Here is a 13,872-nt window from a genome sequence, read left to right on the forward strand (position 1 = left end):
CATACAAAATACTAACCGGGGGTCAAATGGGGGTCAAACTACTATTTCAGGTGCTTCAAACCCGCATAAATTAAGGGATTCAGCGCAAACCATGAAACTGTCGCCCATGATGCAGGAATACTGCAAAACAAAAGAAGAATACAAAGACTGCATCTTATTTTATCGTCTCGGGGATTTCTACGAGATGTTTTTTGATGATGCACTTCTGGTATCCAAGGAGCTGGAACTGACGCTCACCGGTAAAGACTGCGGTCTGGAAGAACGTGCTCCTATGTGTGGAATTCCCTTTCATGCAGCTGATACCTATATTAACCGTCTTATTGAACGGGGACATAAAGTTGCAATCTGCGAACAGGTAGAGGATCCGAAAAAAGCAAAAGGACTTGTAAAGCGTGCTGTTATCCGTGTGGTTACTCCCGGAACTACTTTAGATGCAACTTCTTTGGATGAGTCAAAGAACAATTATCTGATGTCAATTGTCTCCATAGCAGACCGCTTTGGTTGTGCAATAGCGGATATTACCACAGGTGACTGTTTCCTTACAGAAGTACCAAATAGCCAGAAACTGGTTGATGAGATCAACAAATTCAGTCCGGCTGAAATCATATGTAATGATTCCTTTTTTATGAGTGGGGTTGACACAGACGATTTGAAAGAACGTCTTGGAATTTGTATTTTTTCCCTGGATGCCTGGTATTTCGATGATGATACCTGCAGAAAAGAATTAAGGGAACATTTTCACGTAACCAATCTGGAAGGCCTTGGAATCAGCGATTATGACAGTGGAATTATAGCTGCCGGAGCGCTGTTTTTGTATCTTAAGGAAACGCAGAAGACTGCACTTTCTCAGATGACTACCATCCGTCCTTATACGGCAGAGCGTTATATGCTGATTGACAGCTCCAGCCGACGAAATCTGGAGTTGGTGGAGACCCTCCGTGAAAAGCAGAAAAGAGGTTCTCTTCTCTGGGTACTGGATAAGACTAAAACAGCCATGGGTGCCCGTACTCTTCGCTCCTTTGTGGAACAGCCACTGATCGATGCAGAAGAGATCAATCGCAGACTGGAAGCTCTTGAAGAGCTGAATGAGAAACCGATGCTCCGCGATGAGATCCGGGAATATCTCAATCCAGTGTATGACTTGGAGCGTCTGGTCAGCCGCATCAGCTTTAAGTCTGCAAATCCAAGAGATATGGTAGCATTTGCGTCCTCTCTGGAAATGATTCCTTATATTAAACAGGTTCTCAAGGACTTTCAGGCACCGATTCTGAAAGAAATCTACGAGGACATGGACAGTCTTGAAGATATTACAGATCTGATCAAGCACGCCATTGTAGATGAACCGCCCCTTGCCCAGAAGGATGGAGGCATTATTCGTGAAGGCTTTAACGAAGATGTGGATAAATTCCGCAGTGCCCGCACAGATGGAAAAAAATGGCTTACAGAGCTGGAAACAAAGGAACGTGAACGTACCGGAATCAAATCCCTGAAGATCAAATATAACCGTGTATTCGGCTATGCCCTTGAGGTAACCAATACGTTTAAAGAACTGGTGCCGGAGAACTACATCCGTAAACAGACTCTTGCAAATGCAGAACGTTATATTACCGAGGAGTTGAAAAACCTTGAAAATATGATTCTTGGCGCTGAAGATAAACTTTATGCCTTGGAATACGAGCTTTTTTCCAATGTCCGTGATAAAGTTGGCCAGGAAGTGATAAGAATCCAGCGTACAGCCAAGGCAATTGCAGGTCTGGATGTGTTTGCATCCCTTGCACTTGTTGCTGAGCGCAATCATTATATACGCCCGAAGGTAAATGAAGGCGGAATTATAGATATCAAAGGTGGCCGTCATCCGGTTGTAGAGCAGATGATCGATAATGATATGTTCATTGCCAACGATACATACCTTGACAATACTAAAAAAAGAATTTCCATTATTACAGGCCCCAACATGGCAGGTAAATCCACATACATGCGCCAGACTGCGTTAATCGTACTTATGGCGCAGATCGGAAGCTTTGTTCCGGCAGATAAGGCTGTGGTTGGAATTGTAGACAGAATCTTTACTCGTGTAGGTGCATCAGATGACCTTGCCAGCGGACAGAGTACTTTCATGGTGGAAATGACTGAGGTGGCCAATATCCTTAGAAATGCCACTGCCAAGAGCCTTCTGATCCTGGATGAGATCGGCCGTGGAACCAGTACTTTTGATGGTCTTGCCATTGCCTGGGCAGTGATTGAACATATCAGTAATACAAAGCTTTGTGGAGCCAAGACATTATTTGCCACACATTATCATGAACTGACTGAACTGGAAGGAAAACTATCTGGCGTTACCAACTACTGCATTGCAGTTAAGGAAAAAGGTGACGATATTGTTTTTCTCCGCAAGATTGTAAAAGGCGGCGCAGATAAGAGCTATGGAATTCAGGTCGCCAAGCTGGCAGGTGTTCCGGATTCTGTTATTAACCGTGCAAAAGAGCTGGTTGAGGAATTAAGCGATGCAGACATTACTGCTGCTGTAAAAGATCTGGCTTCACCGAAGAAGAAGCCGAAGGTAGAAATGGATATGGCGCAGATGTCATTATTTGACACTGTACAGGACAATGACATTATTGAAGAATTAAAAGGCATTGACATTGGAAATCTGACTCCCATGGAAGCCTTAAATACGTTATACAATCTTCAGAATAAGATAAAGAACAGATGGTAACTGACTGTTGACTTTCATATATGGTGTTGTCACCGCAGGCGACATGTCCGTATTGTGAACCGAAGCGGTCAACCTGCTTTTATATGGAGAGAAAAACTTGAGAAAAATAGCAGTTTTAGATAAACATACCATTGATAAAATTGCAGCAGGAGAAGTGGTGGAACGCCCTTCTTCTGTTGTGAAGGAGCTTGTAGAGAATGCAATTGACGCAGGTGCTACAGCTGTAACTGTGGAAATCACAGACGGAGGAAAGAAGCTGATCCGTATTACAGATAACGGTGGCGGAATCGAAGCGTCTCAGGTACCAACAGCATTCTTAAGTCATGCTACCAGCAAAATTGAAAAAGTAGAAGATCTGGAAAACATAGCCTCACTGGGATTTCGTGGTGAGGCTTTATCCAGTATTGCCGCAGTTTCCCAGGTGGAGCTGATCACAAAAACTCCTTCTGCTATCAGCGGCGTGCGTTACGTGATCGAAGGTGGCGTAGAACAAAGCCTTGAGGAAATGGGAGCTCCAGATGGAACTACTTTCCTGGTTCGGAATCTCTTTTACAACACACCGGCCCGGAGCAAGTTCCTGAAATCTGATTCTTCAGAAGCAAATTATATTGGAACTATGATGGAACAGCTTGCTCTTTCCCATCCGGAGATTTCTTTTAAATATATTCAGAACAAACAGGTGAAACTGCATACTTCCGGCAATTATAATGTGAAGGATGTTATTTATAATGTATATGGCCGGGATATGGCGAAAGCACTTCTGGAAGTCTCCTACGAAAATGATTTTATGAAAATTGAGGGATACGCCGGCAAACCGGAGGTTTCCAGAGGAAACCGAAGCTTTGAGAACTACTATGTAAATGGCAGATTTGTGAAAAACAATATTATTACGAAGGCCATTGAGGATGCATATAAGGGCTTTGTCATGCAGCATAAATTTCCTTTTGTGTCATTGCAGATCCAGATGACAGGAAATGATCTGGATGTAAATGTTCATCCCCGGAAACTGGAGGTTCGTTTTGCAAGAGGGGCGGAGGTGTATGATGCCATTTACGAGGCTGTTCACAATGCGCTTCTTCACAGAGAACTGATACCGGTTGTTCCAGTGGGAAAAGAGGAGCGGGAATCAAAGGTGGCAGCAGTAAGCCGCGGAGCAGTTCCGGAGCCATTTGAGAAAAGTCGCAGGACGGAACTTCATTGTGAAGGTGCTGCTGAAAAAGCTGGTCGAAGCAGCGCAGGGAATAATGAAAGCTGCTATTCACAGGCTGCTGAAAAAACAGTTCTAACTGGAAAAACAGCTCTAACTGAAAAAACAGCTCCAACTGGAAAAATAAATTCATCTGGAAGCCTTGTAAACAGCTCTGGCTGTCAGGCCAGCAGTGTTCTTCGTGAGCAGGCAATTTATCAGGCGAAGCCATTCAGCAAGGAAGAGGAAGCTCTTTTTTCAGGAACTTTAAAAGAGGCTGCGGAGGCAGATAAAAGAGCGGATAAAAAAGCAGAAGAAAAAGCGTATAAAAGTTTAGATGAAAAAGCGGCAGAAGATAACATATCGGTTGAAAGAATGAATGAAGCCGATAATCAGGCAGAGACTGCTGTATCCGTAAACTATGAGATACCAGATAAATCTGAGCCTGGACAGAGTGATCCAGGTACAGAATATCCATCCGTTGGGGGAAAGCAGCTTGAGCTTTTTCAGGAGAAACTTCTGGCACCAGAATCCCGAAGCCGCCATAAGCTGATTGGCCAGTTGTTTGACACCTACTGGCTGGTGGAATTTGAAAACCAGTTTTACATTATCGACCAGCATGCAGCTCACGAAAAGGTAAATTATGAGCGCTTTGTAAAACGTTTTAAAGAACAGTCCATTGAATCGCAATATCTGAATCCTCCGCTTGTGGTGACCTTGAACATGGATGAACAGGCGAAATTAAAAGCCAACGAAGAATATTTCAGGAAATACGGTTTTGAGATTGAACCCTTTGGTGGAAGGGAATACTGTATCAGTGCAGTTCCGACAAATTTGTACGGATTCCATGAAGAAGAACTCTTTCTGGAAATGCTTGACAATCTGGGAGGAGAAGGTGCAAAGGATGCTTTTGACCTTTTCACAGCAAGACTTGCCACAATGGCATGCAAATCTGCTGTCAAAGGAAATCATCAGATGTCTGCTCTGGAGGCAGATAAGCTGATCGACGAGCTTCTTACTCTGGACAATCCATATAATTGTCCTCATGGCCGTCCCACTATCATTGCGATGACAAAGACAGAAATTGAAAAGAAATTTAAGCGAATTGTATAAACAGGAGAGATTATGAAAAAACCTCTTATTGTCCTTACCGGTCCTACTGCAGTTGGAAAAACCAGGCTGTCTATTTCTCTGGCAAAAGCCATTGGCGGCGAGATCATATCTGCAGATTCCATGCAGGTTTATAAATATATGGATATTGGCTCTGCGAAGATCATGCCAGAAGAAATGCAGGGAGTTCCCCATTACCTGGTGGATGAGCTGACGCCAGAGGATGAATTTCACATTGTGCGTTTTCAACAGATGGCAAAGGATGCCATGGAAAAGATTTACACCAGGGGACATATTCCCATTCTGGTGGGGGGAACCGGCTTTTATATTCAGGCGGTGACCAGAGATATTGATTTTACCCAGGCTGAGCAGGACGATGGATACCGGGCCAATCTGGAGGCGATTGTCCAGGAAAAAGGTCCTGCATATCTTCATCAGATGCTGGCAGAGGTGGATCCCAAAAGCGCCGAAGTGATCCACGAAAACAACACGAAGCGTGTAATCCGCGCACTGGAATTTTATCATCAGAACCATAGCCCTATTTCCGCACACAATGAGGAGCAGCAGGAACGAACCAGCCCCTATAATCTGGCATACTTTGTGCTGAATGCACCACGGGAGCTTTTATATAAACGCATTGATAAGCGGGTGGATGAAATGATGACCAGCGGTCTTGTGGCAGAAGTCCAGAAGCTGAAGGACATGGGCTATCACAGAGGTATGGTTTCCATGCAGGGTCTTGGATATAAAGAAATCCTGGCCTATCTGGATGGAGAAATGCCGCTGGAAGAGGCTGTGCGGATCTTGAAGCGCGATACCCGGCACTTTGCCAAACGCCAGCTCACCTGGTTCCGCAGAGAGCCGGAAACAGTGTGGGTGAATAAAGATGAGTTCGGGTATAACGAGGATAAAATGCTGGAGTATATGCAGAGCGTTTGCCATGAAAAAGGAATAACTGGAGAGTAGTTATTTCAATAATCAGATTTTCCACAGGGGGGAATCGCCCGCTTTGAAAACAAAAAAATGGAGGAATACCGTCAGACAGACGGAAAATTTATTATGAAAGAATTATACGAGCAGCTGGGAATTTCTTCCCAGGTTTACGATTTTTGCCATGAAATAGAAAAATCCTTAAAGGAGCGTTTTGAACAGTTTGACAAAACTGCAGAATATAACCAGATGAAAGTTCTTCTGGCTATGCAGAAAAACCGCGTCAGCGAGGAGTGCTTCGGCTCTTCTTCCGGTTACGGCTACAACGATTACGGCCGTGATACTCTGGAAAAGGTTTATGCGGATACATTCCACACAGAAGCATGTCTGGTGCGTCCGCAGATTGCGTGTGGAACACATGCCCTGGCCATTGCTCTTTTTGGAAACCTGCGTCCAGGCGATGAAATGCTGGCACCAGCCGGAAAGCCATATGATACTCTTGAAGAGGTGATCGGTATCCGTCCATCCAAGGGCTCCCTGGCAGAATACGGAGTAACTTATCGTCAGGTGGATCTTCTTGAGGATGGAACTTTCGATTATGAAAATATCCGCAAAGCAATCAATGAGAAGACAAAACTGGTTGAGATTCAGCGCTCCAAAGGCTATATGACACGCCCCTCTTTTTCAGTAAAGCAGATTGGTGAGCTGATTGCATTTGTAAAGAGCATTAAGCCTGATGTGATCTGTATGGTAGACAATTGCTACGGCGAATTTGTTGACACGATTGAGCCCAGTGATGTTGGTGCAGATATGGTGGTTGGTTCCCTGATCAAAAACCCGGGCGGCGGACTTGCTCCAATTGGCGGTTACATTGCGGGAACCAAAGAGTGCGTGGAAAATGCTTCTTACCGTATGACCTGTCCGGGACTTGGTGCTGAGGTGGGAGCTTCACTTGGCGTAAACCGTTCCTTCTATCAGGGATTTTTCCTTGCACCGATGGTGACAAAGGGTGCGTTAAAGGGCGCTGTTTTTGCAGCCAATATTTATGAAAAGCTTGGATTTGACGTGGTTCCAAATTCCACAGAGCCAAGGCAGGATATTATTCAGGCAGTGACTTTAAAAAGTCCGGAGCGTCTGATCGCATTCTGTAAGGGAATTCAGGCTGCTGCCCCGGTTGACAGTTATGTTGATCCGGAGCCATGGGATATGCCAGGTTATGACAGTCAGGTCATTATGGCGGCTGGCGCATTTGTACAGGGCTCTTCTATTGAGCTTTCCGCAGATGGACCTGTGAAAGAGCCGTATGCCGTATATTTCCAGGGAGGACTTACCTGGGAGCATGCAAAATTAGGTGTTATGATGTCCTTGCAGAAACTTGTGGAGCAGGATTTGGTAAAATTACCGTGAAATCATGAAAAACATGAATTTTCGTGCAATGCCAGGCGTGTAACAGGGAGGCGCTGAACCGTTACCATAAGTTCTTTAAAACAGATGTAAAAAACGGGAGTTTATATGGAGAAAAAACGTGTTATCGTTACAGGCGGCGGGGCGTCCGGGCTGATGGCGGCCATTGCAGCTGCAGAAAACGGGGCCGCTGTAACCATATTGGAACAAAATGAAAAACCAGGCAAAAAGATCTGCGCTACAGGAAACGGCAAATGTAATTTTACCAATATCCAGGTGCCGTCTGATGCATATCGAAGCGAAAATCCAGGCTTTGAACAGGCAGTTCTGAATCAGTTTCCGGTAGAAGACACGGTGAAATTTTTTACCCGGCTTGGAATTTATCCTGTGAATAAAAACGGCGGCTATCTCTATCCGCATAGCGGACAGGCAGCAAGCGTTGCTGAGGTATTGTGTATGGAAGCACGGAATCTTGGGGTAAAGATCAAGACCAACCAAAAAGTACAACGTGTTTTTAAGGAACAGGATATCTGGAAGGTTCAGGTAGAAGGCTGGATATACGAGGGTGAAGCAGTTATTCTTTCCAATGGTTCCAAAGCTTCTGCAATTTCCGGTTCCGATGGCAGCGGTTATGAGCTTGCCGCAGCACTGGGACACAGGCTCATAGAGCCTCTCCCGGCTTTAACTGCCCTGAAATGCAAGAATACAGGCTTTTCCGGCTGGGCAGGTGTCCGCACAGAAGGCAGAATTACGCTGCTTGTGGATGGGAAAAAAGTCACAGAGGAAACAGGAGAACTACAGCTTACTGATTATGGCGTATCTGGAATTCCGGTGTTTCAGGTCAGCCGATACGGAATCCGTGCACTGAAACAGGGAAAAAATGTGACTCTGATTTTAAATTTTCTGCCAGAATTTTCCCGGGAACAGTTGAAAGCTTTTCTGAAAATACGAAAGGAAAACTGCCCCTATAAAGGAAAAAAAGACTTTTTGACCGGACTTTTCCCGGATAAGCTTGCAAAAGTGCTTTTGTTAGCAAATGATCTGGAAGAAGCAATCAGCAGCTATCCGCTTAAAGTGACTGGTTATCAGTCTTTTGAACAGGCACAGGTGTGCTCAGGCGGCGTTGATACTACACAGGTTAACGCCCAAACCTTGGAATCCACACGAAATTCAGGCTTATATTTCGCAGGAGAACTATTGGACATTGATGGGAAATGTGGCGGTTACAATCTGCAGTGGGCCTGGTCCAGCGGTTATGTTGCAGGAGTGAATGCCAGCAAAATGTCAGAGCGTGTTTGAAAAAGGAGAATAACATGATTCGAATTACCCAGCTGAAACTTTCAATTAATCATACCCCGGAAGAGTTAAGCCAAAAGATCCGTAAGGAGCTTCGTCTGAAAAATGAAGGCTTCACTTACGAAATAGTGAAGCAGTCACTGGATTGCCGTCATAAAGAGGATAAAAAATTTGTTTATACGGTAGATGTGTTTTTGCAGGATAAAAACCAGGAAAGCAAGATCTTTCGAAGAGTTCACAATAATAACATTATGTTAACTCAGAAAAAAGAATATACATTTCCATCTCCTGGTGAAGAGAAACTGAAATATCCGCCGGTCATTGTAGGAAGCGGACCTGCCGGAATTTTTTGTGCCTGGTATCTGGCGAAGGCAGGTTACCGCCCCCTGGTTCTGGAACGGGGAGAGGAAGCGCATGTCCGTCAGAAGACTGTCGAGAATTTCTGGAAAAATGGCGTACTGGATCCGGATTCCAATGTGCAGTTTGGTGAAGGGGGTGCTGGTACTTTTTCCGACGGAAAACTAAATACTCTGGTAAAAGATCCTTCAGGAAGAAATCATGAAGTACTGAAGCGTTTCGTGCAGGCGGGTGCACCGTCGGAAATTATCTATCAGCAGAAACCACATCTTGGTACAGACGTGCTGGTTGGCGTGGTGGAGACTCTTCGCCATGAAATTGAGGAAATGGGCGGCAAATTCCAGTTTCGTTCCAAAGTGACAGATCTTTTTTTTGAAAACAGTCAGTTAAAAGAAATTGAGATAAATGGGGAAAAAAGGATTCCGGCCCAGGTATGTGTGCTGGCAGTTGGACACAGCGCAAGAGATTCCTTTTTCATGTTTGAGAAAAAAGGAATCTATATGGAACCAAAATCTTTTGCAGTAGGTGTACGTATGGAACATCCACAGTCCATGATCAATCTGGCTCTTTATGGGGAAGAGGAAAACGAGAAACTTGGAGCTGCTGCTTATAAAGTTACCCACACATGTGAAAATGGCCGTGGTGTTTATTCCTTTTGTATGTGTCCGGGCGGTTATGTAGTAAACGCTTCTTCAGAACCGGAGATGCTTGCTGTAAATGGTATGAGCTATCAGGCCAGGGACAGCCGCAATGCAAACAGTGCGCTGATCGTATCGGTAACTCCGGCTGATTTTCCGGAAGAGGGGCCTCTGGGCGGCGTGGCATTCCAGCGCAATCTGGAGCGCGCAGCGTGGAAAGCTGGAAATGGTAATGTTCCGGTACAGTTGTTTGAAGATTATCAGAAACATAAGCCGAGTACAAGGCTTAAAGATGTAGAACCTTGCATCAAGGGAGCCTGTGTTCCAGGGGATGTGCGCAGTATTTTTCCAAAAGAGATCGGTGATTCCATAGAAGAGGGTGTTCTTGCCTTTGGAAAAAAAATCAAAGGCTTTGACCGTCCTGATGCAGTGTTGTCCGGCGTGGAAAGCAGAACATCATCTCCGGTGCGTATTGTCCGTGATAAGGATTCCCTGGAAGCAAACTATGGGGGGATTTACCCCTGTGGGGAAGGGGCTGGATATGCAGGCGGGATTACTTCTGCAGCTATGGATGGTATAAAAGTAGCGGAAGCTGTTTCTAAAAAGTTCAGAAATTTTTAGGAGAGAGTGTACATCTCTCCTTTTTTATGCTAAAATGAGTCTGCATTGTGAAACACAGTGCGGGGGAAAATGTCTTTGTGTCTCGGGGAATAAGAAGTATCTGCTTATTATGGCATGAAGAACAGTCCCATTACTGTTCATTGGCAAAGCTGTGCGAAGTAAGTTTTAGGTATGGCGTGAGCAGTATCCTGTCAGTCCTGGAGAACTGCAGGTGAAAGATATGAATGAAATGAAACAGACCATCAGAGAACTGCCGGAGTCGTCACGTCCTTATGAGAAATGTCTGCAGTGGGGACCATCCGTGCTCAGCGACAGCGAGCTTCTGGCAGTGATCCTGAGAAGCGGTGTACAAGGCTGCAATTCTCTTGTACTCGCCAATCAAATCTTAAGTCTTACGAAAGATACCTCCTATCCGGGACTTCTGGGACTTTTACATATGTCCATTCCGGATCTGATGAAGGTGAACGGAATCGGGAAAGTCAAGGCCGTCCAGCTGAAATGTATCGGGGAGCTTTCCAAGCGGATGGCGTCTGCTGTTGCCAGACCAAGACTTTCTTTTAACGAACCCATCACGATAGCAAAATACTATATGGAACGTCTCCGGCACGAAGAGCAGGAAATATTGATCGTTATGCTGCTGGATGGAAAAAACCATTTTCTTGGTGAGCAGATGCTTTCCCGGGGAACCGTGAATTCAACTCTGATCACTCCAAGGGAGGTTTTTATGGAAGCATTGAAGTTTCACGCTGTAAGTGTGATCCTGGTTCATAACCATCCAAGCGGAGATCCTACGCCCAGTGAATGTGATAAGAAAATTACAGAGCGTATTTACCGGTCTGGGGAGATTCTTGGGGTGAAGCTTCTGGATCACGTTGTGATCGGTGACCAGAGATACATTAGCTTTAAAGAACAGGGAATGATGCCGGAGGAATGATCCGCCGGAAGTGCTGACGCCGTCTGTAAACCAGTGGCGGGTATTTGTTTTTGCAGGGCATAGTAATGATGAAGGGACAGATATATGCTGTTTGAAAAAACATATGGAATAGACCTTGGAAGCAGTTCCGTCAAGGTCTATTCCATGATTCGAAATAAAAGCTACATTGAGAAGAACATGATTGCGGCCAAGGGCCGCAAAATCATAGCCGTGGGCAACGAAGCGTATGAAATGTTTGAGAAAGCACCCTCTGATATTTCCGTAAGTTCGCCGATGGCTTTTGGTATGATAGCCAATCTGGAACTGCAGGAAATTGTACTTTACAGTATGATGAAAAAAATTGATAAAATTCTGGGAATAGGCTCTGTCATGTACTTTGCAGTTCCTCTGGACATGACTGCTATTGAAAAAAGAGCTTATTATCAGGTGGCGAATGGACATTGGCTGCGGAAGAACAGGGTTTACATGGTAGAGGCTCCTATTGCAGATGCCATAGCTATGGGTGTGGATCTGGAGAACAATGCAGGAAGCATGATTGTAAATATTGGTGCCCAGAGTACGAATTTTTCCATTGTTACGGGAGGCCGTATTATCATAAATAAGAAGATTCCAATTGGCGGACGTCAGATGAATGAGGCAGTGTGCAGTGAAGTACGCAAGCGTTATAATCTTCAGATCGGCACCCGTACAGGGAAGCGGCTGAAGCTGGTAATGGGACGGCTTGCAGACCAGCACAAGCAGGCCCGTAAGGTTGTAGGAATTGACAGTGTTTCCGGTCTTCCCAGGGAAGAGGTTATTTCTGCCTATGTAGTCAATGCGGGAATCATGAACTGTGTCAATGAGATCGGTGCCCAGATGAAAGTTTTTCTGGAACGTATCCCGCCGCAGATCTCCTACCACATTGCGAAAGAAGGCATTTTCCTTACCGGAGGGAGCACCAGAATCCCTCATATTGATACATATCTGGCAAGTTATACAGGCTATTCTTTTAACCTGTCAGATCTTTACGAAACTTCAGCTGTCAAAGGGCTGGAGAAGATCATCCACGACAAAGAACTTCGTAAATGGGCTCAGCCCATCACACAAAGAAAATTATAGTAACTGTGAAGGTACTGAACAGTTATAAATCATAAATTTTTAGGGGTGCCATTTTATGAAAAACCTTAAGAAAAAATTTCGATTTCGCATAAATCTGAAAAGTAAACATTTGCTGGCGATTATGACACTTTTCTGCCTGAGCTGTATTGTTGCTACATTTGCTTCAGGAATTTCCACAGCTCCTTTGCAGGAAACAGCAGGAATTGTCATAGTTCCTTTTGAAAAAAGCATTGAAAAGATCGGCAGTATGGTCCGTTCCGTCAGGGACAGCTTCAAGGACAAACAGGATCTGCTTTTTGAAAATGAAGAGCTGAAAGCAGAACTGGACAGCCTGACTACACAGAATAACAAACTGATCCAGGATCAAGGGGAATATCAGAGACTGAAAGAGCTTTACAATTTGGACCAGACCTATGAGGACTATCCGAAGGTAGCTGCGACTATCATTTCCAAAGATCCTGGAAACTGGTACGATACCTTTATGATCAACAAAGGTTCTGATGATGGGATAAAGGTCGATAATAATGTGATTGCAGGCAAGGGGCTTGTTGGAATTGTCACAGAAGTTGGTTCCTCCTGGGCTACTGTCCGTTCCATTATTGATGACAGCAGCAGTGTAAGTGCCATGACAGTAAGCACTTCTGATAACTGTATTGTAAACGGAGACCTGGAACTGATTGATGAAGGAAAGCTTCGCTTTGAGCAGCTTTATGATCAGGAGAACAAGGTGACTGTCGGGGAACGTATTGTCACTTCCAATATCAGTGAGAAATTTGTAGAAGGATTGTTTATCGGCTATGTAAGCGAAGTGCAGGTAGACAGCAATAACCTGACTAAGACAGGAACCATTGTAACACCTGTGGATTTCCTTCATTTGAAGGATGTATTTGTTATTACTGTGAATAAGCAGGATCTGGTAGACGGAACCGCGCAGGTGGAAGGTAATTCTGACAGCGGCAGTTCTGACAGTACCTCTGGCGACAGCAGTCAGGAGAGTAGCGACAATACTGACGGCAGTGCAGCAGACGGACAGGAGGGCGCAGATGAAGGGTAAGATTGTCTATTTTCTTACGATCGTAATATGTTTTCTTCTGCAGTGTACGGTTATGGATCTGATTTCTATTGGCTCTGTAACTCCTAATCTGATGCTGGTTTTCTGTGTATCCATGGGGCTTATGCGCGGGCGCAAAAGCGGCCTTTGGGCAGGATTTTTTTCAGGGCTTTTTGTGGATCTGTTCTTTGGATCCGTATTTGGATTTTATGCTTTGATCTATATGTATATTGGTTATTTAAGTGGATATGCGCACAGGATTTATTACGATGATGATGTGAAGGTTCCTATGTTTTTGACTGCAATTGCAGATCTTTTATATAATCTGTCTGTTTATGGGTTGCAGTTCCTCCTAAGAGGCAGACTGGGACTTGGGACTTATCTGTACAGGATCATTATCCCGGAAATGTTTTACACGGTATTTATTACCTTGATTGTATACCGGATTTTCCGTTACATAAACTATCACTACATGAACATAACCAGGAAAGAAAGTGAGTCAATTTGGGTACTAAAATAAAACGAATTTAC

At 44.6% G+C, this 13,872-nt stretch carries 10 protein-coding genes; all 10 read left to right on the forward strand.

What is annotated here, in order from left to right; translation table 11 throughout:
* The first annotated feature begins 91 nt into the window (after positions 1-91).
* The 10 genes from mutS to mreD all read left to right on the forward strand — a co-directional run bounded on the left by mutS (position 92) and on the right by mreD (position 13,861).
* A complete protein-coding gene (gene mutS, locus I4V84_RS17565; RefSeq protein ID WP_226815137.1) occupies positions 92-2,716 on the forward strand; it encodes a DNA mismatch repair protein MutS in 2,625 nt (874 codons plus the stop codon).
* A 97-nt stretch (positions 2,717-2,813) separates the two neighbouring features.
* Complete coding sequence (mutL, locus tag I4V84_RS17570) at positions 2,814-5,015, forward strand: DNA mismatch repair endonuclease MutL (protein WP_195993060.1); 2,202 nt, start codon at positions 2,814-2,816, stop codon at positions 5,013-5,015.
* 12 nt (positions 5,016-5,027) lie between these two features.
* Complete coding sequence (gene miaA / locus I4V84_RS17575; protein WP_195993061.1) at positions 5,028-5,978, forward strand: tRNA (adenosine(37)-N6)-dimethylallyltransferase MiaA; 951 nt, start codon at positions 5,028-5,030, stop codon at positions 5,976-5,978.
* Between the two features lie 93 nt (positions 5,979-6,071).
* Entirely contained in the window at positions 6,072-7,349 is a 1,278-nt protein-coding gene (locus tag I4V84_RS17580; RefSeq protein WP_173769980.1) for a methionine gamma-lyase family protein, read from the forward strand.
* Between the two features lie 105 nt (positions 7,350-7,454).
* On the forward strand, positions 7,455-8,645 hold the full coding sequence (locus I4V84_RS17585; protein WP_173769979.1) for an NAD(P)/FAD-dependent oxidoreductase: 1,191 nt from the start codon (positions 7,455-7,457) through the stop codon (positions 8,643-8,645).
* Positions 8,646-8,659: 14 nt separating this feature from the next.
* Complete coding sequence (locus I4V84_RS17590) at positions 8,660-10,258, forward strand: FAD-dependent protein (protein ID WP_195993062.1); 1,599 nt, start codon at positions 8,660-8,662, stop codon at positions 10,256-10,258.
* A 220-nt stretch (positions 10,259-10,478) separates the two neighbouring features.
* A complete protein-coding gene (radC, locus tag I4V84_RS17595) occupies positions 10,479-11,192 on the forward strand; it encodes a DNA repair protein RadC (protein ID WP_330382811.1) in 714 nt (237 codons plus the stop codon).
* An 84-nt stretch (positions 11,193-11,276) separates the two neighbouring features.
* On the forward strand, positions 11,277-12,290 hold the full coding sequence (locus I4V84_RS17600) for a rod shape-determining protein (protein WP_118580233.1): 1,014 nt from the start codon (positions 11,277-11,279) through the stop codon (positions 12,288-12,290).
* A gap of 55 nt (positions 12,291-12,345) precedes the next feature.
* Positions 12,346-13,344 (forward strand): rod shape-determining protein MreC, encoded by a 999-nt coding sequence (mreC, locus tag I4V84_RS17605; protein WP_173769977.1) that lies wholly within the window; start codon positions 12,346-12,348, stop codon positions 13,342-13,344.
* A complete protein-coding gene (mreD, locus tag I4V84_RS17610; RefSeq protein ID WP_173717119.1) occupies positions 13,334-13,861 on the forward strand; it encodes a rod shape-determining protein MreD in 528 nt (175 codons plus the stop codon). The genes mreC and mreD overlap by 11 nt, the downstream gene beginning before the upstream one ends.
* Positions 13,862-13,872 lie beyond the last annotated feature (11 nt).

Origin of the sequence: Ruminococcus sp. 1001713B170207_170306_F1, from assembly GCF_015668065.1 — a bacterium.
GTDB classification, from domain to species: Bacteria; Bacillota; Clostridia; order Lachnospirales; family Lachnospiraceae; genus Blautia_A; species Blautia_A faecis.

Bases quoted from the DNA above. Each gene is read 5' to 3' on its own strand.
- mutS (WP_226815137.1), top strand. From the start codon at position 92: ATGAAACTGTCGCCCATGATGCAGGAATACTGCAAAACAAAAGAAGAA.
- mreC (WP_173769977.1), top strand. From the start codon at position 12,346: ATGAAAAACCTTAAGAAAAAATTTCGATTTCGCATAAATCTGAAAAGT.
- radC (WP_330382811.1), top strand. From the start codon at position 10,479: ATGAATGAAATGAAACAGACCATCAGAGAACTGCCGGAGTCGTCACGT.
- I4V84_RS17580 (WP_173769980.1), top strand. From the start codon at position 6,072: ATGAAAGAATTATACGAGCAGCTGGGAATTTCTTCCCAGGTTTACGAT.
- mreD (WP_173717119.1), top strand. From the start codon at position 13,334: ATGAAGGGTAAGATTGTCTATTTTCTTACGATCGTAATATGTTTTCTT.
- I4V84_RS17590 (WP_195993062.1), top strand. From the start codon at position 8,660: ATGATTCGAATTACCCAGCTGAAACTTTCAATTAATCATACCCCGGAA.
- miaA (WP_195993061.1), top strand. From the start codon at position 5,028: ATGAAAAAACCTCTTATTGTCCTTACCGGTCCTACTGCAGTTGGAAAA.
- I4V84_RS17585 (WP_173769979.1), top strand. From the start codon at position 7,455: ATGGAGAAAAAACGTGTTATCGTTACAGGCGGCGGGGCGTCCGGGCTG.
- I4V84_RS17600 (WP_118580233.1), top strand. From the start codon at position 11,277: ATGCTGTTTGAAAAAACATATGGAATAGACCTTGGAAGCAGTTCCGTC.